Annotated in this window: 14 protein-coding genes, 1 tRNA gene and 2 pseudogenes; 13 read left to right on the top strand and 4 right to left on the bottom strand. The window is 71.3% G+C overall.

Annotation, left to right across the window (positions count from 1 at the left end):
- Positions 1–219 precede the first annotated feature (219 nt).
- The 7 genes and pseudogenes from ABEA82_RS10380 to ABEA82_RS38655 all read left to right on the top strand — a co-directional run.
- On the top strand, positions 220–417 hold the full coding sequence (locus ABEA82_RS10380) for a hypothetical protein (protein ID WP_345661102.1): 198 nt from the start codon (positions 220–222) through the stop codon (positions 415–417).
- Positions 418–663: 246 nt separating this feature from the next.
- Positions 664–3492, top strand: coding sequence for a type I DNA topoisomerase (topA, locus tag ABEA82_RS10375; RefSeq protein ID WP_345661101.1), 2829 nt, complete (start codon positions 664–666; stop codon positions 3490–3492).
- A gap of 156 nt (positions 3493–3648) precedes the next feature.
- A complete protein-coding gene (gene tmk, locus ABEA82_RS10370; protein WP_345661100.1) occupies positions 3649–6924 on the top strand; it encodes a dTMP kinase in 3276 nt (1091 codons plus the stop codon).
- A 368-nt stretch (positions 6925–7292) separates the two neighbouring features.
- Positions 7293–8498 (top strand): DNA polymerase III subunit delta', encoded by a 1206-nt coding sequence (locus ABEA82_RS10365; RefSeq protein ID WP_345661099.1) that lies wholly within the window; start codon positions 7293–7295, stop codon positions 8496–8498.
- A gap of 123 nt (positions 8499–8621) precedes the next feature.
- Positions 8622–10283 (top strand): alpha/beta hydrolase, encoded by a 1662-nt coding sequence (locus ABEA82_RS10360; RefSeq protein WP_345661098.1) that lies wholly within the window; start codon positions 8622–8624, stop codon positions 10281–10283.
- Positions 10284–10391: 108 nt separating this feature from the next.
- Positions 10392–10468: transfer RNA gene (locus ABEA82_RS10355), tRNA-Thr, on the top strand.
- 121 nt (positions 10469–10589) lie between these two features.
- A pseudogene (locus tag ABEA82_RS38655) lies at positions 10590–11514 on the top strand (IS630 family transposase); the annotation flags it as partial.
- Positions 11515–11602: 88 nt separating this feature from the next.
- Here the strand turns inward: ABEA82_RS38655 and ABEA82_RS10335 are convergent.
- From ABEA82_RS10335 to ABEA82_RS10320, 4 genes and pseudogenes are all read right to left on the bottom strand, one after another.
- Positions 11603–12241 (bottom strand): methyltransferase domain-containing protein, encoded by a 639-nt coding sequence (locus ABEA82_RS10335; RefSeq protein WP_345661096.1) that lies wholly within the window; start codon positions 12239–12241, stop codon positions 11603–11605.
- A 316-nt stretch (positions 12242–12557) separates the two neighbouring features.
- Positions 12558–13216: pseudogene (locus ABEA82_RS38830) on the bottom strand (hypothetical protein); the annotation flags it as partial.
- A 439-nt stretch (positions 13217–13655) separates the two neighbouring features.
- Entirely contained in the window at positions 13656–14900 is a 1245-nt protein-coding gene (locus tag ABEA82_RS10325; RefSeq protein ID WP_345661095.1) for an MFS transporter, read from the bottom strand.
- A gap of 29 nt (positions 14901–14929) precedes the next feature.
- Positions 14930–15997: a 3-oxoacyl-ACP synthase III family protein gene (locus ABEA82_RS10320; protein WP_345661094.1), complete on the bottom strand. Its 1068-nt coding sequence runs from the start codon at positions 15995–15997 to the stop codon at positions 14930–14932.
- 343 nt (positions 15998–16340) lie between these two features.
- Between ABEA82_RS10320 and ABEA82_RS10315 the strand changes: the two genes are divergently transcribed.
- The 6 genes from ABEA82_RS10315 to ABEA82_RS10290 all read left to right on the top strand — a co-directional run bounded on the left by ABEA82_RS10315 (position 16341) and on the right by ABEA82_RS10290 (position 24202).
- Positions 16341–17000, top strand: coding sequence for an MmyB family transcriptional regulator (locus ABEA82_RS10315; protein WP_345661093.1), 660 nt, complete (start codon positions 16341–16343; stop codon positions 16998–17000).
- A 200-nt stretch (positions 17001–17200) separates the two neighbouring features.
- Positions 17201–18061 carry a 3-hydroxybutyryl-CoA dehydrogenase gene (locus ABEA82_RS10310; protein WP_345661693.1) on the top strand — a complete coding sequence of 287 codons (861 nt, stop codon included), beginning with the start codon at positions 17201–17203 and terminating at the stop codon, positions 18059–18061.
- Between the two features lie 53 nt (positions 18062–18114).
- Positions 18115–19332 (top strand): 8-amino-7-oxononanoate synthase family protein, encoded by a 1218-nt coding sequence (locus ABEA82_RS10305; RefSeq protein ID WP_345661092.1) that lies wholly within the window; start codon positions 18115–18117, stop codon positions 19330–19332.
- A 3-nt stretch (positions 19333–19335) separates the two neighbouring features.
- A complete protein-coding gene (locus tag ABEA82_RS10300; protein ID WP_345661091.1) occupies positions 19336–20940 on the top strand; it encodes a carboxyl transferase domain-containing protein in 1605 nt (534 codons plus the stop codon).
- Between the two features lie 5 nt (positions 20941–20945).
- The gene (locus ABEA82_RS10295) at positions 20946–22931 is read left to right on the top strand and encodes an acetyl/propionyl/methylcrotonyl-CoA carboxylase subunit alpha (protein WP_345661090.1); all 1986 of its coding nucleotides are present in this window, start codon (positions 20946–20948) and stop codon (positions 22929–22931) included.
- The gene (locus tag ABEA82_RS10290) at positions 22928–24202 is read left to right on the top strand and encodes an ATP-grasp domain-containing protein (RefSeq protein WP_345661089.1); all 1275 of its coding nucleotides are present in this window, start codon (positions 22928–22930) and stop codon (positions 24200–24202) included. The genes ABEA82_RS10295 and ABEA82_RS10290 overlap by 4 nt, the downstream gene beginning before the upstream one ends.
- Positions 24203–24646: the final 444 nt, after the last annotated feature.

Raw genomic sequence — 24646 nt, 5'->3', positions numbered from 1 at the left:
CTCATCAGGGACACGGCAGGGGCGTCTGCGAGGCAGTCCGCCAACAAATTCGAGTCGATTTGAACACCTCGTCCGAAACGGGCCGTGAGGGTCCGGACGTCCCCGATCCACGGTCGTGCCGCCCCGGCGTTCACCTCCGGTTCGCCTGCCCGCCGCCCGCACGTGGCAGCCTCCCGAAACCGGGGAGACGCACACAGAGGAAAAGGGGCACGGCGGGTCATGGAGAGCGAACCGGCGATCTTCGCGGGAACGGTGTTCTCCCTGTTCGGAGGCGCGCTGCTGGTGTGGACCGTGACGCGCGTGCGCCGGCACCTGCCGGTCGCCCTGGGGGTGCGGCCCGTCGCGTCGGCGGCCCTCGCGAGCGTCGCCGGGGTGCTCGCCCTGGCGGTCGGAACGTGGTGCTTCACGCGCCTGTGAAGCCCGCTTCGGCGCCGCGTCCGCCGGTAACCGGGGGGTCGCGCTCCGCAACGGGCCGGGCCTGCACCCGGCAGTCCGGGCGGCAGGAATGGTGGTAGTCGGGTTACCGTTCGAGTGGCCGTTGCGGGCTTTTCCCGTTTGACACGGGGGCGGGATGTACCGTCACACTCCGCAGCGTCACCACGTACCCAGCCCCGGTAAGCGACTCCGGGGAGGCCCCAGCGTCGACCGGAGAGAAGAGCGAAGTTGTCCCCGACCAGCGAGACCGCAAAGGGCGGCCGCCGACTCGTCATCGTCGAGTCGCCTGCCAAGGCGAAGACGATCAAGGGCTATCTCGGGCCCGGATACACCGTCGAGGCGAGCGTCGGGCACATCCGCGACCTTCCCAACGGCGCCGCCGAGGTGCCGGAGAAGTACACCGGCGAGGTGCGCCGCCTCGGTGTGGACGTCGAACACGACTTCCAGCCGATCTATGTGGTGAACGCCGACAAGAAGGCCCAGGTCAAGAAGCTCAAGGACCTGCTGAAGGAATCCGACGAGCTCTTCCTCGCCACCGATGAGGACCGCGAGGGCGAGGCCATCGCGTGGCACCTCCAGGAGGTGCTCAAGCCCAAGGTCCCGGTCAAGCGGATGGTCTTCCACGAGATCACCAAGGCCGCGATCCAGGCCGCCGTGGCCAACCCGCGCCAGCTCAACCAGAAGCTCGTCGACGCCCAGGAGACCCGCCGCATCCTCGACCGCCTCTACGGCTACGAGGTCTCGCCGGTCCTGTGGAAGAAGGTCATGCCGCGGCTGTCCGCGGGCCGTGTCCAGTCGGTCGCCACCCGGCTCGTGGTGGAGCGGGAACGCGAGCGCATCGCCTTTCGTTCTGCTGAGTACTGGGACCTGACGGGCACCTTCGCGACCGGCCGCGCCGGAGACTCGTCGGACCCGTCGTCGCTGGTCGCGCGCCTGCAGACCGTCGACGGCCGGCGGGTCGCGCAGGGCCGTGACTTCGACTCCCTGGGACAACTGAAGAGCGCGAACACCCTCCACCTCGACGAGGCGAACGCCCGTGCCCTGGCCGCCGCCCTGGAGCAGACGCGGTTCGCTGTCCGCTCCGTCGAGTCCAAGCCCTACCGCCGCTCGCCGTACGCCCCGTTCCGTACGACGACGCTGCAACAGGAGGCCAGCCGCAAGCTCGGCTTCGGCGCGAAGGCCACGATGCAGATCGCGCAGAAGCTGTACGAGAACGGCTACATCACCTACATGCGTACGGACTCCACGACCCTGAGCGACACGGCGGTCTCCGCCGCCCGCGCCCAGGTCACCCAGCTGTACGGCGCCGACTACCTGCCGCCGCAGCCGAGGACGTACGCCGGGAAGGTCAAGAACGCGCAGGAGGCCCACGAGGCGATCCGCCCCTCGGGTGATCGTTTCCGCACTCCCGCCGAGACCGGACTGACCGGTGACCAGTTCAAGCTCTACGAGCTGATCTGGAAGCGGACCGTCGCCTCCCAGATGAAGGACGCCACCGGCAACAGCGTCACGGTGAAGATCGGCGGCACCGCCTCCGACGGCCGGGACGTCGAGTTCAGCGCGTCCGGCAAGACGATCACCTTCCACGGCTTCCTCAAGGCGTACGTCGAAGGCGCCGACGACCCGAACGCCGAGCTCGACGACCGCGAGCGCCGGCTGCCGCAGGTCTCCGAGGGCGACCCCCTGAGCGCCGAGGAGATCACGGTCGACGGGCACGCCACCAAGCCCCCGGCCCGCTACACCGAGGCCTCCCTGGTCAAGGAGCTGGAAGAGCGCGAGATCGGCCGCCCGTCGACATACGCGTCGATCATCGGCACGATCCTGGACCGCGGCTACGTGTTCAAGAAGGGCACGGCCCTGGTGCCGTCCTTCCTGTCCTTCGCCGTGGTCAACCTCCTGGAGAAGCACTTCGGGCGGCTCGTCGACTACGACTTCACCGCCAAGATGGAGGACGACCTCGACCGCATCGCCCGCGGCGAGGCGCAGTCCGTGCCGTGGCTGAAGCGGTTCTACTTCGGTGAAGGCGCGGGCGAAGGCGGCGCGGCCGACGCCGGCAACGGCGACGGGGACCACCTCGGCGGCCTCAAGGAGCTGGTGACGGACCTGGGCGCGATCGACGCCCGCGAGGTGTCGTCGTTCCCGGTGGGCAACGACATCGTGCTGCGGGTCGGCCGCTACGGGCCGTACATCGAGCGCGGCGAGAAGGACACCGAGCAGCACCAGCGCGCCGACATCCCCGCCGACCTGGCGCCCGACGAGCTGACCGTCGACCTCGCGGAGGAGCTGCTCGCCAAGCCGAGCGGTGACTACGAGCTGGGCACGGACCCGGCCACCGGCCACACCATCGTCGCCAAGGACGGCCGCTACGGCCCGTACGTGACGGAGATCCTCCCCGAGGGCACCCCGAAGACGGGCAAGAACGCGGTCAAGCCGCGCACGGCGTCCCTCTTCAAGACGATGTCCCTGGACACGGTGACCCTCGACGAGGCCCTCAAGCTGATGTCGCTGCCGCGTGTCGTCGGCACCGACGCCGAGGGCCAGGAGATCACCGCGCAGAACGGCCGCTACGGCCCGTATCTGAAGAAGGGCACGGACTCGCGCTCCCTCCAGGCCGAGGAGCAGCTCTTCACGATCACGCTGGAGGAGGCGCTGGCGATCTACGCCCAGCCCAAGCAGCGTGGCCGGGCCGCCGCCAAGCCGCCGCTGAAGGAGCTGGGCACCGACCCGGTGAGCGAGAAGCCGGTCGTCGTCAAGGACGGCCGCTTCGGCCCGTACGTCACCGACGGGGAGACCAACGCGACCCTGCGCTCCGGCGACAGCGTCGAGGAGATCACCCCGGAGCGCGGTTTCGAGCTGCTCGCCGAGAAGCGGGCGAAGGGGCCGGCGAAGAAGACCGCGAAGAAGGCGGCCAAGAAGGCACCGCCGAAGAAGACGACGGCCAAGAAGACCGCGGCGAAGAAGACCACGGCCGCGAAGAAGACGACCGCGAAGAAGACCACGACGGCGAAGAAGACGGCCGCCAAGACGGCGACCGCCTCGAAGCCGACGGAGGACTGAGGTCCCTTCAACACCTGTTCGCGAGCCGGGCCGCCAAGGCCCGGGCCTTCGCCCAGGGTTCGGAAAGCGAACGCCCCGGCAACACTTCGGTGTCGGGGCGTGCGCATGTCAGGACGGGCTCCCCAGTGTGTCGGCGGCTGCCGATAGGCTGAATGCATGACGCGAGCCGAGCACCCTACGGCCCCTCAGCCGGCCCCCGACGACGCCCTGGTCGCGGACTCCCGCGAGCGTGCCGTCCGCGCCCTGCTGCGCCGTCCGCAGTTGAAACGGTTGTGGAGCGCACAGCTCGTGGGCGGCGTGGGCGACACCCTGTCCCTTCTCGTCCTGGTCCTCCTCGCTCTCCAGGCGGCAGTCGCCGAGGGCTCCTTCGGGGGCGGCTACCGGGGCGTGGCGTTCGCAGTGGCGACCGTTTTCGGGGTGCGCATCCTGGCGACGCTCCTCTTCGGCGCCGTGCTCCTCGGCCCGCTCACGGCGCTCACCTCGCAGGACGGCCCGCTCGACCGCCGCTGGACCATGGTGGGCGCGGACGGACTGCGCGCGGCGCTGCTGATCGTCGCGCCGCTGTGGATCGACTGGACGCCCAAGGACGCGCTGGCCGTCCTCCTCGTCACGGCCTTCGTCACCGGCGTCGCCGAGCGGTTCTGGACGGTCTGCCGCGAGAGCGCGGCCCCCGCCCTGCTGCCCGCTCCGCCGCCGGAAGGCGCGACGGTCCGGCCGCTGCCGGACCACCTGGACGCCCTGCGCCGCCTGTCGCTGCGCACCGGCTTCGTCGCGATCCCGCTCGCGGCCGCCGTCCTCGTCATCGCCTCCCTGTTCAACAACCTGCTGGGCGCCGGCATCGACTGGTTCGGCCAGCACCAGGCGGCCCTCGCCTCGTACGTCGCGGCGGGGCTGTTCGCCGCGTCCCTGTCCGTACTGACCTTCCTGGAGCTGCCCGGCACGCGCACCCCGCGCGCCCGCTCGCCGCTCGAGGGACTGCGCCGCCCGAAGACCACCACCGGCGCCGAGAAGGGCCGCACCGGCGCGATGCCGCTGCTGGTGCTGGCGTGCGCGGCCGTCGCCGCGGCGGTGTCCGCCGCCGTCGCCGTGGCCGTGCTGCACGCCAAGGACCTGGGCGGTGGCCCGGTGCTGTACGGGCTGTTCGTGGGCGCGCTGACCGGCGGTGTCGTCGTCGGCATCCGTACGGCGCCCGCCCTGCTGCCCGCCTTCTCGCGCCGCCGGCTGCTGGCGCTGGCGATCGCCTTCACCGGTGTCGCGCTGCTGGCCGGCGGCCTCGTCCCGGACGTCACCACCGTGCTGCTGATCCTCGCGCTGGCCGGTGTCGGCGCGGGCATAGCCGCCAACACCGGGCACACCCTGCTCGACCAGGAGACCGAGGAGTACCGGCGGTCCCGTACGACCGAGCACCTGCACGCGGTCGTCCGGGTCTGCGTGGCGCTCGGCGCGGTGATCGCCCCGCTGGTCGCGGCGGGGATCGGGCCGCACCGGCTGGAGAGCGGCAAGTTCGTCTTCGCGCACGGCGGCGCGGCCTTCACGCTGATGCTGGCCGGTGCCCTGCTGCTGCCGGTCGCCGCGCTGGTACTGGCCAAGGTCGACGACCGTTCCGGCGTGCCGCTGCGGCAGGACCTGCGCGACGCGCTGCTGCGCGGCGACGACCCGGACCAGGCGCCCGCGAGCACCGGCTTCTTCATCGCCCTGGAGGGCGGCGACGGGGCCGGGAAGTCCACGCAGGCCGAGGCGCTCGCCGAGTGGATCCGAGGCAAGGGCCACGAGGTCGTGCTGACGCGCGAGCCGGGGGCGACGCCGGTGGGCAAGCGGCTGCGGTCGATCCTGCTGGACGTGTCGAGCGCGGGCCTCTCGCACCGCGCGGAGGCGCTGCTGTACGCGGCCGACCGGGCCGAGCACATCGACACCGTCGTACGGCCCGCCCTGGAGCGCGGCGCGGTCGTCATCTCCGACCGGTACATCGACTCGTCCGTGGCCTACCAGGGGGCGGGCCGTGACCTGTCGCCGACCGAGATCGCCCGGATCAACCGGTGGGCCACCAACGGGCTCGTGCCGCATCTGACCGTCCTGCTGGACGTGGCGCCGGAGACCGCTCGCGAGCGGTTCACGGAGGCGCCGGACCGGCTGGAGTCGGAGCCCGCGGAGTTCCACGCGCGCGTGCGGGCCGGTTTCCTGACCCTGGCCGCGGCCGACGCCGGGCGGTACCTGGTGGTGGACGCCGGCCAGGAGGCCGAGGCCGTCACGACCGTCATCCGGCACCGGCTCGACCAGGTGCTGCCGCTGTCCGAGGCCGAGATCGAGGCCCGGGAGGAGGCGCGGCGCAAGGCCGAGGAGGAGGCCCGCCGGAAGGCCGAGGAAGAGGCCGCCCGCAAGGCCGAGGAGGAGCGCCTGGAGCGCGAGCGCCAGGAGCAGCTGGCGAAGCTGCGGGCCGAGGAGGAGGAGCGCAAGCGGCGCGAGCTGGAGGAGGCGCAGCGGCGCGAGGCCGAACGGCAGGCGGAGGAGGCCCGGCGGCGGGCTGAGGAAGCGGCCAGGAAGGCCGAGGAGGAGCGGGCGCGTCTTCTCGCGGAGGAGAAGGCCCGCGCCGAGGAGGAAGCCCGGCGCAAGGCCGAGGAGGAGCGGCGCCGCAAGCAGGCCGAGGAGGAGGCCCGGCTGCGTGCCGAGGCCGAGGCGCTCCGCCTGGAGAAGCAGCACAAGGCCGAGGAGGCCCTGATGCGGGCCGAGGAGGCGCGGCGTCTGGCGGAGGCGGCGGCCGCGGCGGCGGAGGCCGGGCCGAAGAGTTCCGCTCCGGACGCCGGTTCGCGGCGTCCGTCGCGTCCGTCGGCCACGCCGGACGACGCGACCGTCCCGACGCCGGTGGTGTCGCCGGAGAACGCCCCGGGCCGGTCCCCGGGCGGGTCCGAGGCCGAGCGGACCGCCGAGCTGCCGAAGCCGCCGGTCCCGCCGGGTGCGGGGGATGAGACGGCGGTGCTGCCGCCGGTCCGCCCTGACGCGGACGACGAGGACGGCAGGACTGACGGCAGGACTGGCGGCAGGAGCGACGCCGGGACCGACGACAGGACCGAGGTCCTGCCCGCGTTTCCTCCCGGTGCGGCGGATGAGACGGCCGTGCTGCCTCCGGTCCGGCCGGGGGATGCCGAGGAGACGGCCGTCCTGCCGCCGGTGCGCGGCGACGGACCGGCGGACCGGGTGCCGCCCGGCTACTTCCGCGACGACGCCCCGGCCGACCGCCCCGACGGCACCGAGGACCGTACGCGTGAGCTGCCCCAGCTGGACGCCGAGGGCAGGCCCCGCCGGCGTTCCGAGTGGGCCGAGGAGACGCCGCTGGACGACCTGCCCTCCCTGGCGGACGAACTGCTGGGACCGCACGAGGACGAGCCGGACGAGGGCCGGGGCCGCGGCGGCAAGGGCCGGGGCCGGGGCCGCTGAGGCCGCTGCCGGTCACCAGGGGCCCGGGTCTCCGGTGGCCGGCCACTGTCCGGCTACCGGCCGTGCCCGGCGACTGGGCTCTGCCGGTGACTGGCCTCTGCCGGATGGTCTGCCCGGATCCGGCGGCGACTCGGGGCGAGCGGCCCCCGCCAGGGACCCGCCCGCGGCTCGGCACCCGGCCTCGTACCGGCGGCTCGGCACCCGGCCTCGGCTCGGCGGCCCGGCACTCGCCGTTGGCCCGGCACCCGGCCTCGGACCGGTGCCCCGCGCCGGGCCGTGCCCCGGTTGTCAGTGGTCGCCCCCACAATGGATCTCGCAGCGGCAGTACGGTCCGCAGACGCGGAGCTGAGGAAAGGGCGGCGTGACCCATGACCGTGTGGGACGACCTCGTCGGGCAGGAGCGGGTGAGCGAGCAGCTGGACGCTGCCGCTCGGGACGCCGACGCCCTGGTCACCGCGGCCGGGTCCGGCACTCCGCCGCCCGAGGCGTCGAAGATGACGCACGCGTGGCTGTTCACGGGCCCGCCCGGGGCCGGGCGGAACCAGGCGGCGCGGGCGTTCGCGGCGGCGCTGCAGTGCGTCAGCCCCGACCGGGCCCTCGGCGGAGCCCCGGGCTGCGGCTTCTGCGACGGCTGCCACACCGCCCTGGTCGGCACCCACGCCGACGTCACCACCGTCGCCGCGGTCGGCACCCAGATCCTCGCCGACGACATGCGCGACACCGTCCGCAAGTCCTTCACCTCGCCGGCGAACGGCCGCTGGCAGGTCATCCTCGTCGAGGACGCCGAGCGGCTGAACGAGAAGTCGGCCAACGCCGTCCTGAAGGCAGTGGAGGAACCGGCCCCGCGCACGGTCTGGCTGCTGTGCGCCCCCTCCATCGAGGACGTACTGCCGACCATCCGCTCCCGCTGCCGCCACCTGAACCTGAGCACGCCGCGGGTCGACGCCGTCGCCGACATGCTCGTACGCCGCGAGGGCATCGAGCCGGACGTCGCCGCCGCGGCGGCCCGCGCCACTCAGGGCCACGTCGACCGGGCACGCCGGCTGGCCACCGACCCGGCCGCGCGCGAGCGCCGCGCCGCCGTGCTGAGGCTGCCGCAGCGGGTCGGGGAGATCGGCGGAGCGCTCAAGGCGGCCCAGGAACTCGTCGACGCGGCCGCCGAGGACGCCAAGCAGCTCGCGGAGGAGATGGACGCCAAGGAGACCGAGGAACTGAAGGCCGCCCTCGGCGCGGCCCAGGGCGGCCGGATGCCCCGCGGCACGGCGGGCGTGATCAAGGACCTCGAGGACAAGCAGAAGCGCCGCAGAACGCGCACCCAGCGCGACAGCCTCGACCTCGCCCTGACCGACCTCACGGCCTTCTACCGCGACGTCCTCGCCCTCCAGCTCGGCTCACGCGTGGCCATCGCCAACGCGGACGCCGAGGACACCCTGGAGCGGCTCGCCCGCGACAGCTCCCCGGAGGCCACACTCCGCCGCATCGAGGCGATCGCCGCCTGCCGCGACGCCCTCGACCGCAACGTGGCACCGCTGCTGGCCGTGGAGGCGATGACCATGGCGCTCAGAGCGGGCTGAGACGCCCCGGCCCACCTCTGCGAGCCCCGTCCGACTCGCGCACAGGGGTTGAGCTCGTAATCCGTACGAGGCACGACACGCACGCAGGGCGTCCATCCCGTCGCCCACAGTTACGCTCGCTGGATGGACACAAGGCGCACCCACAGCACCGCCACCGGCGCGGTCTCCGGCCCCGTACCTCGCCGCGCAGGCTCCGGCGGCGCCCACCGCAGGACCCGTGGCGGGGCCAGGACCGCGGCCGGTCTCCTCGCCACGGCCGCGCTGCTCGTCTCCGCGTGCTCCTCCGGGAGCCCGTCGACGTCCGCCACCGCGGCGGCCGCGGCGGAGGCGGCGGTACTGGTCGCGTTGCCGCCGTCCACACCGGCGGCGCTCAAGCCGTACTACAGCCAGAAGCCCGCTTGGCGCGGCTGCGGCGTCCCCGGCTTCCAGTGCGCCACCCTCAAGGCACCGCTCGACTACGCCAAGCCGTCCGCGGGCGACCTCCGGCTCGCCGTCGCCCGAAAGAAGGCCACCGGCCCCGGGAAGCGGCTCGGCTCACTACTGGTGAACCCCGGCGGGCCGGGTGGCTCGGCGATCGGCTACGTGCAGTCGTACGCCGGCATCGGCTACCCGGCCGAGGTCCGTGCCCGCTACGACATGGTGGCGGTCGACCCGCGCGGCGTGGCCGGCAGCGAGCCCGTCACGTGTCTGGACGGGCCGGGCATGGACAGGTACACCCGGACGGACCTCACGCCCGACGACCAGAAGGAGACCACCGGGCTGGTCGCGGCGTACCGGACGTTCGCCGAGGGCTGCGGCGCCGACTCGCCCAGGCTGCTGCGCCATGTGTCCACGGTGGAGGCCGCCCGGGACATGGACATCGTGCGGGCGGCGCTCGGCGACGAGAAGCTGAACTACGTCGGCGCCTCCTACGGCACCTTCCTCGGGGCGACGTACGCCGGGCTCTTCCCGGGCCGGGCGGGCCGGCTGGTGCTGGACGGCGCGATGGACCCGTCGCTGCCCGCGCGGCGGCTGAACCTCGAACAGACCGCCGGGTTCGACACGGCGTTCCGGTCGTTCGCGAAGGACTGCGTGCGCCGGACCGACTGCCCGCTGGGCAAGGCGGGCACCTCGCCGGAGCAGGTCGGCCGTAACCTCAAGGCGTTCTTCGGGAAGCTGGACGCGCGGCCGGTGCGCACGGGCGACGCCGACGGCCGCCGCCTCACCGAGTCGCTCGCCACCACCGGCGTGATCGCGGCCATGTACGACGAGGGCGCGTGGCAGCAGCTGCGCGAGGCGCTGACGTCCGCGATGAAGGAGAACGACGGCTCCGGGCTCCTCGTCCTCTCGGACAGCTACTACGAGCGGGACGCCGACGGCCGCTACAGCAACCTGATGTTCGCCAACGCGGCGGTGAACTGCCTGGACCTGCCGGCCGCCTTCGACACCCCGGACGAGGTGCGCCGGGCGCTCCCCGCGTTCCGGAAGGCGTCCCCGGTCTTCGGTGAGGGCCTCGCCTGGGCCGCCCTGAACTGCGCGTACTGGCCCGTGCACGCCACGGGTGAGCCGCACCGCATCGAGGCGAAGGGCGCGGCGCCCATCGTGGTGGTCGGCACCACCCGCGACCCCGCGACCCCGTACCGCTGGGCCCGGGCGCTGGCCGGCCAGCTCTCCTCGGGCCGCCTCCTCACCTACGAGGGCGACGGTCACACGGCGTACGGCCGCGGCAGCTCCTGCATCGACCGCACGATCAACGCCTACCTCCTCCGCGGCACCCCGCCCCAGGACGGAAAGCGCTGCTCATAACCCCTGCTCCCAGCCCCGGAGGGAGCGCCTCCGGGGCTGGTACGGAGCACCCCTCGAAACTGTGTAGACTTACCGTCGTTGCTGATCGCACCATAGTGCGGACAGCGCGCCGCCTTAGCTCAGATGGCCAGAGCAACGCACTCGTAATGCGTAGGTCTCGGGTTCGAATCCCGAAGGCGGCTCCACTGGAACCCCAGGTCAGATCTATCTGACCTGGGGTTTTTGCGCTTCCGGACGCGTCAACGACACCGTTCGCGGGCCGCGCGTCGGTGCTCGGTCTCAGTCCTGGTCTCAGTTGTGGATTAGGCGGCCGAGCGGTTCGCTCGTAGTGAGAAGACCGAGGCCGTCGCGAGGGAGCTTCGGGTGACGTCGCGGTCGGTGAGACGTTGGCGGCGGGAGTGGGAGGAGGGCGGTGCGGACGCCCTGCGCTCGAAGGGGCCGCCCTCGGTGGAACGACTGAGCCCCAGGCAATGGGAGCGGCTGGAGCGGGAGTTGAAGCGGGGCCCGCTCGCGCACGGCTGGGACGACGAGTTCCAGGGGTGGACGTTGAAGCGGGTCAAGCTGCTGATCGGGCTGATGTTCCACGTCGGGTACACGATCCAGGGCGTGTGGAAGCTGTTGCGGCGGCACGGCTGGTCCGCGCAGGTGCCCCTGCGGCGGGCGATCGAACGCGACGACGAGGCGATCGAGAGGTGGAAGGCCGAGGTGTGGCCGCAGGTAAAAGGACCGCGGCGGACCTGGGCGCCCACATCTGCTTCGAGGACGAGGCAGGCCAGGGACTGAGACCGCCGAAGGGACACACCTGGGCACCGCGCGGAGCCCGGCCGGTGGTGCGCGTGCGCGGCCGCAACCGGGGACGGGTCAACATCGCCGGCGTGGTCTGCTACCGCGCCGGACACCGCTCCCGGTTCTTCTTCAAGCTGCACATCCGGCACGGGCGCCGGGGTGAGCCGAAGGCGTTCTCCTGGCGCCAGTACCGCGATCTGATCGTCATGACCCACCTGCAGCTCGGCACCCCGGTGGTGTGGTGCCGGGACAACCTGAACGTGCATCTGGTCAAGGAGCCGGCCGACTTCGCAGCTGCCGACCTCACGCACCTCACCCGTGTGATCAAGCGGAGGCTGAAGAAGATCCAGTACCGGCCCCCCTGGTCGACGGCTGTCTGCCACCCACCGGTCTGACCATAGGGTGTTCACGAGTAGGGGTGAGCTGTGGCGTCCCGGCCTTGTGAAGATCGCTTCCCGTCTCGAAGGTGATCGTTTCCCGCCTTGGAGGCGCAGTTCCAGGCTTGAGTGTGCAGTCAGGCGGTTCGCCTGGTTCTAGAGGTCGGCTACGAGAAGCCGGTAGCCCGCGTCGAGTGCTTCGCGGTCGAGCAGGTCGGCGTGGTGCTGGTGCCACCGGCCGGAGGCCAGGTCGTCGGACAGCCGGGCCAGGCCTGGCTGGAGGACCTCGTCGCCGGTCTGGGCGAACAGCGAGATGCCGGCCCGTACTTCCGGGTCGAGGTATGCCTCGGGCCGACGCCAGAAGGCGGCGAGGAATCCGTCGGTGCAGTCGTGCGGGATGGGGACGGTTTCGATGCCGGCTCCTCCCAGCAGCGTGACCAGGCGCTCGACGGCGACGGCTCGTGTGTCGTCGAGCGCGGCTGCTTCGGGCAGGTACTCCTTCAGCAGCCAGAACCTGCGGTTGACGTCGGGGTCGAAGGTGAGGATGACGATCCGCTGCCGGGCGATGCGGAGGAGTTCGCCGATGCCGGCTTCCAGGTCGCTCCAGTGGTGCACGGTCAGGAGGGCCATCGCCGCGTCGGCCGAGTCGTCAGCGAGAGGGATCGACTCAGCGGATGCTTCCAGGACGGGTGCGGATCCGGCCGGGCGCTGGGCGGTCATCACTGAGCTGGGTTCAACAGCGAGCACGGTTTGCGGCGGTTCGTAGGAGCCGGTACCGGCTCCTACGTTGATCACGGTGGCAGCCCCGCCGAGTGCTTGATGGATCCTGGCAGCGATTCGGGGGTCCGGTCGCCGGGTGTCTGCGTAGGTTGCACCGATGCTGTTGTAGGTCGCCACACCGTGCAGTATGCGCTTCTTGCCGGGACCGTGCTGGGGGTGAAGGCTGTTTTCCGTCTGCGGTGTGATCGTTTCGCACGGTGATGGACGGCTTAGCGCATCTGGTGCTTCGAGGCCATCTCCAGGACGACGACGCGATCAGACCGCCGGACTCCACGAGTTCAACCTGAGTAAGACAAGAAGAAGTTTGGGCTCGGCACGGAAGTCGGGGTTCTTACCGCCCGTGCCTATTGGATACTCGATCTCCACGGCGCAACCGGAACCGAGCAGCATCTCGTGCAGGTACCACTCCCACAGCGCTGAGTAGACATTTGCGTCCGAGTTCCGGTCCAGCAGTCGACTCCGCCGCACGTTTCGGCGACGCATCCGCCCGATTCCATTCCCGGTATACGACCATGGCTATGTTGGTAGATCGCCCCTCCCGACCACCCCCATACCTTTTCTGCTGCGCGGCAGTGGACGCATGACGCAACCGACGTGTCCCGCCGCTGTGCGTGTACGTCGGGGACTGCGGAATGCGGCGGCTGCCGTCGTAGAGGCGACGGTCGTCGATCCCGGCTTCCACCAACAACTCCTTGAACTCCTCCCAGTCCTGCCGAGGGTCAAGTGGGCGGCCGTCCGGGCGGGAGGCGTGAAGATCAAGCCGCCGCCCTTGCACGCGCTTGTAGCCCTTGTGGGTCGTGCAGTCCGGGGGACACGGCTCGAACCGGTGGAACTTCGCGCCGCACGCGTGCGAGTCCTTGCAGCAGTGCCGCCACGTGAGGCGCTGGAGCTGCCATTCGGGGCGGAACAGCTCGTTGTCGAGGTCGACGTACGGCTGCCGACGCCGACGCACCATCGCATGAAGGTGGGGCGCTTGGCGGCGGCCTCAAGGACCTGTACCACGGAGAGTGACTCTCGATCTGTGGCACGGGAGACCCGTTTGCCGCACCCGCCGACGGACGCCTATGCGGAGTTCGGGCTCCTCGGAGAGGAGGTCGCGGGCTCCTACGACCATGCGGGATCCGTCGCCGAACGGTCAGCGTGAGCGGGGGCAGCCACTACGACATGTCGGCGACATGCCGGCGGCGAGTCGTTGGCCCTCGGCCAAGAGCGGTGCGTCGCAGCTCGGCGGTCTGGATGAGGGCTTCGACGTAGGCGGACACTTGACCGGAGGCGGTGGCATTGCCTCGCGGGGTACTGATCTGATGTGATCGCCGAGCGCGACGGCGCGTCCCGTGGGCTGACGCGCGAGGAACTGCTCGCGTTGCCCGCGGCGGTGGACCCGGAGACGGCGAACCGTGCGCTGTCTCTCAGCCGGACCAGTCTGCGCTCACGCCGGTGGAGGCTTCGTTGCCTCGACGAAGGGGGCCGCGGGCTCAGGATCCTGCGGGCGGTCGCGCTCGGCCCAGCGGACCGCCGCCGGGACGGCCAAGCCGGTCACCGCGAAGAGGGCGCCGACGATCCACCAACCGGGGGCGCCCCAGTCGACGCAGAGGGTGATGAGGAGCGCGGGGCCGATGGCGACGCCGAGACCGAGGCCCATGCCGAACAGGCCCTGGTACTGACCCACCGCGTGGCGGGGAGCCAGGGCGAAGGAGACCTCGAAGCCGCCCGCGGCGTGCCAGAGTTCGCCGATGGTGTGGACGACGACCCCGGTGAGCAGAAGGGGCATCACGAGCCAGGCGGGCACCCCGGCCAGCAGGGAGAACAGCGCGCAGGCCGCGAAGAAGGCGAAACCCGCCCGCCGGAAGGCGACGGCGCCCGAGCGAGGGGTGTCGATGCGGCGGCTCGCGCGGACCTGAAGCAGTACCACGATCGCGGTGTTGACCAGCATCACCGCTGAGACCGACCAACGGGGCGCCGAGGTGCGGGCGATGAGCCAGAGGGGTATGGCGGCGGTGAGCACCCGGTACTGAATGGCCATGATGCCGTCGAGCAGGGTCAACGCGAGATAGGGGCGGTCCCGCAGCGCGATCCAGCGGGGCCCCGCCGTGGACCGTACCGGCGGTACGGAGGGCAGGAAGAGGACCACGGCGGCGCAGGCGGCCCACGAGACGGCGCTGCCGGCGATCAGCAGCAGGTACGCACCGCGGGTGTCGGCCTGGACGCCCCAGCCGGCCAGCACGGCTCCCAACGAGATGCCGACGTTGGTGACCGAGCGCAGGTAGGCGCGGAACTCGGCCGGGCGCTCGCCTCCGTACTGCTGGATCAGTGGGCCGCGGGCGGCCGGGCCCGCCGCCTGGGCGACGGCCCCGAGGGAGGCGAAGAGCAGGAACGTCCAGAAGTCGTCGGCCAGGCAGAGACCGGCCATCGCGACGGCGCCGAGCAGCAAAGTGGCCGTGTAGACACCGCGCGCCCCGCGGCGGTCGGCGAGGTGGCCGACCGGGATGCCTCCGGCCAGCGCCACGGCTCCGGCGATGCTCAGGCCGATGCCGACCTGGGAGGTCGGCAGGTGCACGGAGCGGGTGAAGTAGACGACTCCGGCGGTGAGATAGATCCCGTAGCCGGTCATGTTCACCAGCGTCGAGACCGCCAGCAGGCGTCGCGGCCCGGAGTCGGGCAGCAGGGCGGGCATAACAGGGCGCCTTTCTGGTAGGAGGGGGGTCAGCTCAGCACGCCGCTGAACTGGCGAGCACCGGGCGTCGCGGCGGTGGGCCGGTTCGCCGTGGGGGCCCAGCGGCACAGTGTCAGGGCCGTGTTCATGCCGCCGCCGAATCCCGCGAGCAGGACGGTGTGGCCCGGCGCCAGGACGCCGGAGCGGTGCGCCGCGTCGAGGGTGACCGGAATGGAGGCGGAGCCGGTGTTGGCGAAGCGGTCGACGGTCAGGTGGAGGGTGGCGCGGGGCAGGTCCAGGGAGGACCACAGATCGCGCAGCATGACGCCGTTGGCCTGGTGCGGGACGAAGTGGTCGACGTCGGCCGCCGAGATCGCGCTGTCCCGCAGCACGGCGGAGACCGCGGCCGGGAGTTCGTCGTTGACGAAGCCGCGTACGCCGCGGCCGTCCATGCGGAAGTAGTGCGCGCCCTCGCGTACGGTCCGCTCGGAGGCCGGGATCCGGCTGCCGCCAGCCGGCACGCTGATCAGGTGGTGGGCATCGCCGTGCCCGCGCAGTCGGGTGCCGCCGAACCCGTGGCCTTCCGGTACCGGGCCGAGGACGACGGCCCCGGCTCCGTCGCCGAACAGAACGGCGGTTCTGCGATCGCTCGGGTCGAGGATGCGTGAGTAGATGTCGGCGCCGATCACCAGAGCGTGGCCGTCCGGCCGGGCGGCGCTGTGGAGCAGGCCCTGAGCGGTGGCCAGGGCGTAGACGAAGCCGCTGCAGACCGCGTTGACGTCGACCGCGGCCGCTGAGGTGGCGCCGATCAGGTGCTGGACGATGCTGGCAGTGGCGGGCTGGGGGTGGTCGGGGGTGGAGGTGGCGACGACGACGCAGTCGATCTCCGTCGGGGACAGGCCCGCCGCCGCCAGTGCCCGGTCGGCGGCGATGGCCGCCAGATTCGAGGTGGCCTGGCCCGGTGCGGCGCGGCGACGCTCCCGGATGCCGGTTTTCCGCTCGATCCACTCGGCGGTGACTCCGGCCGGGGCGCCGGCTTCGGTATTCGTGACCGTGCGATCGGGCAGATAGGAACCAGTAGCGATAATTCCGGCTGGCTGCACGCCGTCATTCCCCATCTCTTCTGTGAACGCGTCATGTCAGGGATATTGAGCGATGTGAAGTCGCCGCTCGCTCGCTTTTTCGGAAACCGTGTGCGCGGTAGGTTCGATGCGCGGCAAAGCCGCTCGAAGCGAGATCCTGTGATACTGGGGGAAAGTCCTGATGATCCGCGCCACCGAAAAACGTCCCGGACCGACCGAACTTCCCGGGCCGACCGAACTTCCCGGGCCGACCGGGCTTCCCGGATCCACCGGACTTCCTGGACTTCCCGCCCTGCTGCGCGGCTGGCGGGCGCGCGCGGGAGAGCGGCTCGGTCTCGGAAAGCCCCTGCCGCAGGTGGAGGTGGCAGGCAGGCTCGGCATGAGCGAGCGGTGGTACCGCGACCTGGAACGCGGCCTGGTCACCCGCTTCGACTCGGGGCTGCTGGCGCTCCTGGCTGAGGTGCTGCTGCTCGACGAGGACGAGGCGGTCACGCTCTACTCGTACGCCCTGGGGCGTCCTTCGGGCGAGGCCCTCCCGCAGGCCGGGGACGGTCCCGACGTGCGGGACCTGCAGGACTTCGCGGACCGGCACGAACCGCTGCCGGCCTACGTCACCGACGGCTCGTGGCACGTCGCGGGGTACAACCGGACCATGGCCGAGTGGTTCCCGTGGGTGCGCGGCGCCGACGCAAGCCCGCTGCACTGGGCGCTCACCGCTCCGGAGGCCCGCGAGCAACTGCTCGACTGGCCCTGGCACGCTCGGATGTACCTGGGCATGCTCCGCTTCGCCATGGTGCAGTACGGCCAGGACGTCCGGCTGCTCGCGCTGCTCGACGACGTGCTGCGGGACCGGTTCCTGGAACGGGTCTGGCGGGAGCGGACGTGCGTACTCGCGAGCCGCGACGGCCATCGCTTCCGGCTGCGTCTTCCGCACGTCTCCCCCGAGCTCATCGAAGTGGTCCCACAGGTACTCATCCCGGCACGGCAGCAGGGACTGCGCCTGATCCTCGCGACGCAGCCCGCACCCACGACAACCTGACGCCGGACATCCCGACGGCTGAATACAGATAACCCGGTCGGCGGGCCGAATTCAATGCCCGACGACCGGCAAAAAATCGCCGGTGGAAAACGGGTGCACTCTTTTCTGGTTTCGCATACCGGCAAAGTAATGCCGGTTGACAGTCCGCGGAGTCCATTGGAATCGTCTGGCCCGTGGAAACCAGAGAGAAAGAGCATCCCATCGATTTAAGTCCGATTGACCGGGTCGGCGTCGTCGGTTCCGGCACCATGGGTGCAGGAATTGCGGAACTCTGCGCCGTTCGCGGTCTGGACGTGACGCTCGCGGTGTCCCGGGAGTCCTCGCTGGCCTCCGCGCCCCGGCGGATCGAGGCCTCCCTCGAGCGAGCGGTCTCCCGCGGGCGGATACCCGAGCAGACCCGGGACGCGGCACTGGACCGGATCACGGTGACCACGGATCTGGCGGACCTCGGCGACCGGCATCTGGTGGTCGAGGCTGTCCCGGAGGACGAATCGCTCAAGCTCGGCCTGTTCGCCGCGCTGGACAAGGTGGTGGCCGACGACGCGATACTGGCGTCCACGACGTCGGCGATCACCATCTCCAGGCTGGCGGGTGTCACGTCCCGCCCGCACCAGGTGCTGGGGATCCACTTCTTCAACCCGGTCGGTGTCATGTCCCTGGTGGAAGTGGTGCCGACGCTGCTGACGGACGCCGGACTCCTCGATCGCGCGGAGGAGTTCGTGGCGGGGGCGCTCGGCAAGGAGCCGATCCGCGTCTCGGACCGCAGCGGCTTCGTGGTGAACGCCCTGCTGATCCCCTATCTGCTGGCGGCCATCAGGATGGCCGACACCGCGCACGCCTCCTCCGAGTCCATCGACCGGGCTATGGAACTGGGCTGCGCCCACCCCATGGGGCCGCTGCGGCTGGCCGACTTCATCGGCCTCGACGTCGTCGCGGCGATCGCCGGCGCGCTGTACGAGGAGTTCAAGGAACCGCTCTACGCTCCGCCGCCCCTGCTGTCGCGGATGGTCACGTCGGGCCTGCTGGGCCACAAGAGCGGCCGCGGCTTCTACGCGTACTGAATTTCCCGCAACCCGCCGAAAATCAACAGAACTTCAAGGATCCGGACCCTTTCATGCACGCATTTCTCAATATCAAGAAGTCCGCTCGCATCAGTGACGAGTTCTGGACCGTCACCGATCAGGCCGGCCTGCTGGACGTGGTCGTGGCCGGGCTCGGCGACGGACGCCATCGGACGCTGTCCAACGGCCACGAGTTCGTGAACATGTCCTCGTACTCGTACCTGGGACTCGACACCCACCCGAAACTGGTCCGGGCCGCGGCCGACGCCGTGCTGGCCGAAGGCGCGCTCAACACCTCCACCTCCCGTATGAGGGTGCGCTTCGCCGCACTGCGGGACGCCGAGGACGCGCTCTCCGAGCTGTTCGACGTCGAGGCGGTCACCGTCAACTCCTGCGCCGCCGCGGCATGGGCGAGCCTGCCGCTGGTTGCCTCAGGGCTGTTCACGGACGCCGTCCCGCCGCTGATGGTCTTCGACAGGAACGCGCACTTCTGCCTCAACGCGATGAAGCCCAGCGTCGCCGACGAGGCGCAGGTGACCACCATCGGCCACAACGACCTCGACGCGCTGGAGGAGTTGTGCCGTACCCACCCCCAGGTGGCCTATGTCGCCGACGGGGTGTACAGCACCGGCGGTCAGGCGCCCGTCGCCGAACTCCTGCGTCTGCAGGAGCGGTACGGGCTGTTCCTGTTCTTCGACGAGGCGCACGGCATCTCCACCGTCGGCGAGCGCGGCCGGGGCGTGGTCCTGGAGCAGATGGGCGGCATCAACGACCGCACCCTGATCATCACCTCGCTCAACAAGGGCTTCGGGGCGTCCGGCGGCGCCATCTTCCTCGGCCGCAAGGGATCCCGGAAGCGCTACGACACCGCGCTGCGCAACGGGGGTCCCCTGATGTGGTCACAGCGCATCAACACCGCCGGTCTCGGCGCCGTACTGGCCTCGGTCGAGCTGCACCGCAGCGCCGAACTCACGGAGCTCCAGAGCAGGCTGCAGCGCAACATCGACCTCTTCGACAGCCTGGTCCACACTGAGCAGAGCGGTGACGGCCTGCCCATCAGGCATGTGAACCTCGGCGACGAGGACGCGACCGTGCGGCTGGCCGAGGCGCTGCTCGGGCACGGCTACTACGCCTCCCCGATCTTCTTCCCCGTCATCGGGCGGGGGAAGGCCGGACTGCGGCTGATGCTGCGCGCCAACATGACCACGGCCGAGATCGAGGACTTCAGCTCCCTGCTGAAGCAGCTGCGCGACCAGTACGCCGCCGCCTGAGCCATGACGACGCTGACCTCCCTCGTCGACGTCTCGTCGGATTCCTTCCGCCGTAACGCCGAAGCCTTCGACGACCAGCGCCGGAGCATTGCGCAGGCCCGTGCCGCCGCCGTGGCGGGCGGAGACGAACGCGCCCGCAAACGCCATGCGGACCGCGGCAAACTCACCGCCCGCCGACGCGTGTACCGGTTGCTCGACCCCGGTACGCCCTTCATGGAGATCGGCCAGCTCGCCGCCCACGACGTGTACGACCAGTCGGTCCCCTCGGCCGCTCTGGTCACGGGCATCGGCGTGGTCGGCGGCCGGCCCGTCATGGTCTTCGCCAACGACGCGACCGTCAAGGGCGGGACGTACTTCCCGCTCGGCGTCGCCAAGCACCTGCGCGCGCAGGACGTGGCGCGTGAGAACGGCCTGCCGTGCGTCTACCTGGTCGACTCCGGCGGCGTCTATCTGCCGCTCCAGGAGGATCTGTTCCCCGGCGAGCACCACCTGGGCCGGATGTTCCGCAACATCGCGGAGATGTCCGCCCTCGGCCTGCCGCAGATCGCCGCCGTCATGGGATCGTGCACCGCGGGCGGTGCCTATGTTCCCGCCATGTGCGACGAGACGGTCATCGTCCGCGGGAACGGCACGGTCTTCCTGGGCGGCCCGCAACTCGTGCGCGCGGCCACCGGCGAGGTGGTGGACGCGCAGACCCTCGGCGGGGCCGATCTGCACACCCGGGTCACCGGTGTGGCCGACCACCTCGCGGAGAACGACGAGCACGCCCTGGACATGGTCCGGGACATCGTGCGGCGCAGTGGCGCACGGCCGGTCGCCCCGCCCCCGCAGGCACCCCGGCCGCCGCTGTACGACCCGGCCGAGCTGGCCGGCATCGTCAGCGCGGGGCTGCGGGAGCACATCCCGGCCCGCGAGATCCTGGCCCGGCTGCTCGACGGCAGCGAGTTCACCGAGTACCGCGCCCGGTACGGCCCGACCATCGTCTGCGGCACCGGACATGTGGGCGGCTACCCCGTGGGGGTCGTCATCAACGACGGCGTGTTGTTTCCGGAGAGCGCGCAGAAAGCGGCCAATTTCATCGAGCTGTGCGTCCAGCGGGATCTGCCCCTGCTGTTCCTGCACAACATCAACGGGTTCATGGTCGGCGCCGAGTACGAGGCCGACGGCATCACCAAGCACGGCGCCAAGCTCGTCAACGCGGTCTCCTGTGCCGCTGTACCCAAGTTCAGCCTGGTCATCGGCGGCAGTTACGGGGCCGGGAACTTCGCGATGTGCGGCAGGTCCATGGGCCCCCGGCTGATGGCGATGTGGCCGAGCGCCAGGTCCACCGTCGTCGGGGCCGAACAGACCGCGACAGTGATGGCCCTCATCCGCGGCGACCAGCTCGCCAAGGAGGGGAAGACCCTGTCCCCGCAGGAAGAGGAGGCCATCAAGCGGCCCATCATCGAGACCTACGAACGGCAGTCGACCCCGCTGTACTTCGCGGCCCGCCTGTGGGTGGACGCCGTGGTGGACCCGACCGACACCCGGGAATGGCTGGCCCTCTCCCTGGCGATGGCCGCCGACGCCCCCCGACAGGACACGCGTTTCGGCGTGTTCAGGATGTGACACCCATGCCCAAACGTGTCCTGATCGCCAACCGAGGCGAAGTGGCCCGCCGTATCGCCCGCACCTGCCGTCGGCTCGGCGTCGAGTACGTCACCGTGTACTCCGAAGCCGACCGGGACGCCGCGCATCTGGAGGGCGCCGTCGACCGGATCCGGATCGGCGGGGCCGCCGCGGCCGACAGCTATCTGAACACCGGTGCGCTCGTCGACGCGGCGCTGCGCACCGGCTGCGACGCCGTCCACCCCGGCTACGGCTTCCTGGCGGAAAGCCCGCGGTTCGCCTCGGCCGTCGCCGAGGCGGGTCTGGTGTTCGTCGGCCCGTCCCCGGCGACGATCGCGGCCATGGGCGACAAGGCGACCGCCCGGGCGCTGATGGCAGAAGCGGGCGTGCCGGTCCTGCCCGGCTCCGGCGAGGCGACCGAGTCGGCCGAGCGGCTACGGGCCGACGCCCGCCGCATCGGCTTCCCGGTGATCCTGAAGCCCGTCGCCGGCGGGGGCGGCAAAGGCATGCGGGTCGTGGAGAGCGAGGACGGCATGGCCGAGGCGGTGGCCGCCGCCGTCCGGATCGGCCGCAGCGCCTTCGGCGACGGGCGGCTGCTGGCCGAGCGCTATGTCGCCCGTCCCCGCCACATCGAGGTCCAGGTCTTCGGCGACACGCACAGCGGCGTCGTGCACCTCTTCGAGCGGGAGTGCTCCCTGCAGCGCCGCCATCAGAAGATCGTCGAGGAGGCGCCCGCCGTGGGCCTGCCGCCCGGCGTACGCGAAGAACTGCTCGACGCGGCGGTGCGCGGCGCGAGGTCGCTCGGCTATGTGGGAGCGGGCACCTTCGAGTTCATCGTGGATCCGAACGGCGGCTTCTTCTTCCTGGAGGTCAACACGCGCCTACAGGTGGAGCACCCGGTAACCGAGGAGATCACCGGCGTCGACCTGGTGGAATGGCAGCTCAGGGTGGCCGACGGTCGGCCGTTGCCGCTGGCCCAGCACGAGATCACCGCGAGCGGGCACGCCGTGGAATGCCGCGTCTACGCCGAGGACCCGCGGTCCGGGTTCCGGCCGGCCCCGGGCCACGCCCAGGTGGTGGAGTGGCCCGCGGGTGTGCGTGTGGAGGCGGCCTTCGACGAGGCCGGGACCGTCCCGGCCTTCTACGACCCCATGTTCGCCAAGCTGATCGCGCGAGGCCCGGACCGGTCGGCAGCCCTGCAGCGGCTCGTGGCGGCGGTGCGCGACACCTCGGTGATCGGGCTGACCACCAACCTCGGCTTCCTCGCCGGTCTCCTGCAGGCCGAGCACGTCGTCACCGGACGGCTGGACACCCATGTCGTCGACACCTTCGTCACCGAGAACGCACCCGACGACCACCTGGCCGAGGCGGCGGCGTGCGCGGCGGCGATGGAACTCCCGGTCACCGACCTGCCGTACGCCTCGCCCTGGCTGGGCACCGTCGGTCCCGCCGACCGCCGCCACCTGGACCCCGACGCACCGCTGGGCCGACTCACCGTGCTGCACGGCGGCCGGGAGCTGCGGGCCGCGCTGACCGGCCGCCGCGGCGACTCCGTGCGCGTGGACTGCGGCGACGGCGAGCTGGCTGTGACCGTGGCCCACCGAGACGGACTGTTCCGCGGCACCGTCGGGGAGCACCGCTGGACAGGCCTGCGGACCGCCGAGGGGTACGAGCTGGTCGTCAGCGGCGGGCGGGTCGCCCTCGCCTCCAGAACGTACGACGCCGTGGGTGCCGAGGCCTCCGACAGTGCCGTCAGGTCTCCCATGCCCGGCACCGTCGTCGGACTGCCGCGTGCGGCAGGCGACGTCGTCGAAGCCGGCGAGGTGCTGGTGATCGTCGAGGCGATGAAGCTGGAGAACCGCGTACTCGCACCCCTCCGGGGACGCGTCGACGAGATCAGGTGCGCCCTGAACGACATCGTCTCGGCCGATCAGATCCTTGTCTCGCTCACCCCCGAACCTGCCACCCCACCATCGAAGGGCTCGCCGTGACCGACCTGCCAACTCCCCCGTCCCTCCTGCTGGTCGGCGGGGCACGACCGGTGTCGATCAGCGTCGCCATGGTGCTCGAAGCCCTGGCCCAGGCCCGCGCCCGGGGTCTGCGCACCCATGTCACCGGCCCGGCGGAGGCACTGGCCGCCACCGCACAGGTCGGCTCCGCCGCGGACGCGGTCTCCGCGGTCCGGTTCGTGCCGCCCGAGGAGACCGCCGACTGGGCGCGGCGCCAGGCCGCCCAGGGCGAGCGCTTCGACGCGGTCTTCGCCCTTCAGGAGATGGCCCAGATCGCCACGGCCCAGGCAGCCGAGGCGATCGGGGCGCCGGGGAATCCGCCCGACGCGATACGCCGCATCCGCACCAAGGACGCCTGCCGCGCCGCACTCGCCGCCGCAGGCTTCGCGCAGCCGCGGGTACGGCTCTGCGCCGGCCTGCGGGAGGCGGAGGCCTTTCTGCAGGAGTCGCGCGGCCCCTGGATCGTCAAACCACGGGATGCCATGGGAAGCATCGGTGTGAGCCGGGTGACCGGGCCCGACGGGCTGCCCGCCGCGCTGGAACTGCTGCCCGACACCGCGCCGTTCCTGGTCGAGGAGTTCGTCGAGGGGCCGGAGTTCAGTGTCGAGGGCGTGTTCTTGGGCGGAGCGCCCCGGATCCTGGCCGTCACGGCCAAGGAGAAGGTGGCGCCCCCGCACTTCGTCGAGGTCGGGCACGTCCTGCCCGCCGAGCTCCCCGACCAGGACCGGCGGAGGATCGAGCAGCAGGTGTCCTCTGCCCTCACCGTCCTGGGACTGCGGACCGGGGCGTTCCACGTCGAGCTCTGGCTCACCCCTCGGGGCGTCGTCCTGGGCGAGGTGCACGGACGCTTCGGCGGCGACTGGATCCACCGCATGGTCGAGTACGCCATCCCCGGCTTGGAACTCTTCGGTCTCGTCTACGACGACATGCTGGGCCGTGCCGATGGCCCCGGCCCCTTGGAACCGCTCCGCGGCGCCGCTGTCCGCTACCTCACCCCGCCCCCGGGCCGGCTCCTGGCCGTCCACGGCTGGGATGCGGTCCGGGCCCACGGCGCCGTCCTCCACGCCGAGCTGACCGTGTCACCCGGCGACGTCATCCACCCCCTCCACCGCTCCAGCGACCGTGTGGGCCTCGTCGTCGTCGGCGCCGACACCGCGGCCCGGGCCCACCAACTCGCCCTGGAGCTGACTGAGTCGGTGCGGTTCGAGACCGATCCAGTGCCCGCCGGTACGGTGCCGGCGACACACCGCTGAGGCCCCATCTGGGAGACAGGGCGGACCCATAGCCGCGTCCAGGTATCCGCACGGGTGGCGTTCACGAAGGAAGTGGACGCCATCCTGCGGGAGGGCCGGGCGATCACATGGCCGAACGGCATCCGGCCGGAGGGTCGGACGGCATCGCGGATGTCGTCACGCTCAGGGCGCGGTCGATACGACTCCAGCGACGAACGGAAGAAGGATCCGGCGACCTTGTGCGCGCCGAAGTCGGCGGGACGGCATCCTGCGTGCCGTCCCGTCTGTCCAATCCAGACAAACCGCGTCAGCATGGTGTGAGCGAGAGGCTGTCCGTGCACGTGTACCGCTTCGCCAGGGGATGGGGAGCGCACGGGGAGCGCGGACGCCTTTGGACGGTGCAGCACGCGACGCGATGAGCGGGATCGTGATACGCACTCTGATCTGCGAAAACAGGATCCGGCA

It is taken from the genome of Streptomyces venetus, from assembly GCF_039540295.1.
In the GTDB taxonomy this organism is placed as follows: Bacteria; Actinomycetota; Actinomycetes; order Streptomycetales; family Streptomycetaceae; genus Streptomyces; species Streptomyces venetus.
The sequence above is the reverse complement of the archived record's forward strand: the minus strand, read 5'-3'. Positions and strand labels throughout refer to the sequence as shown.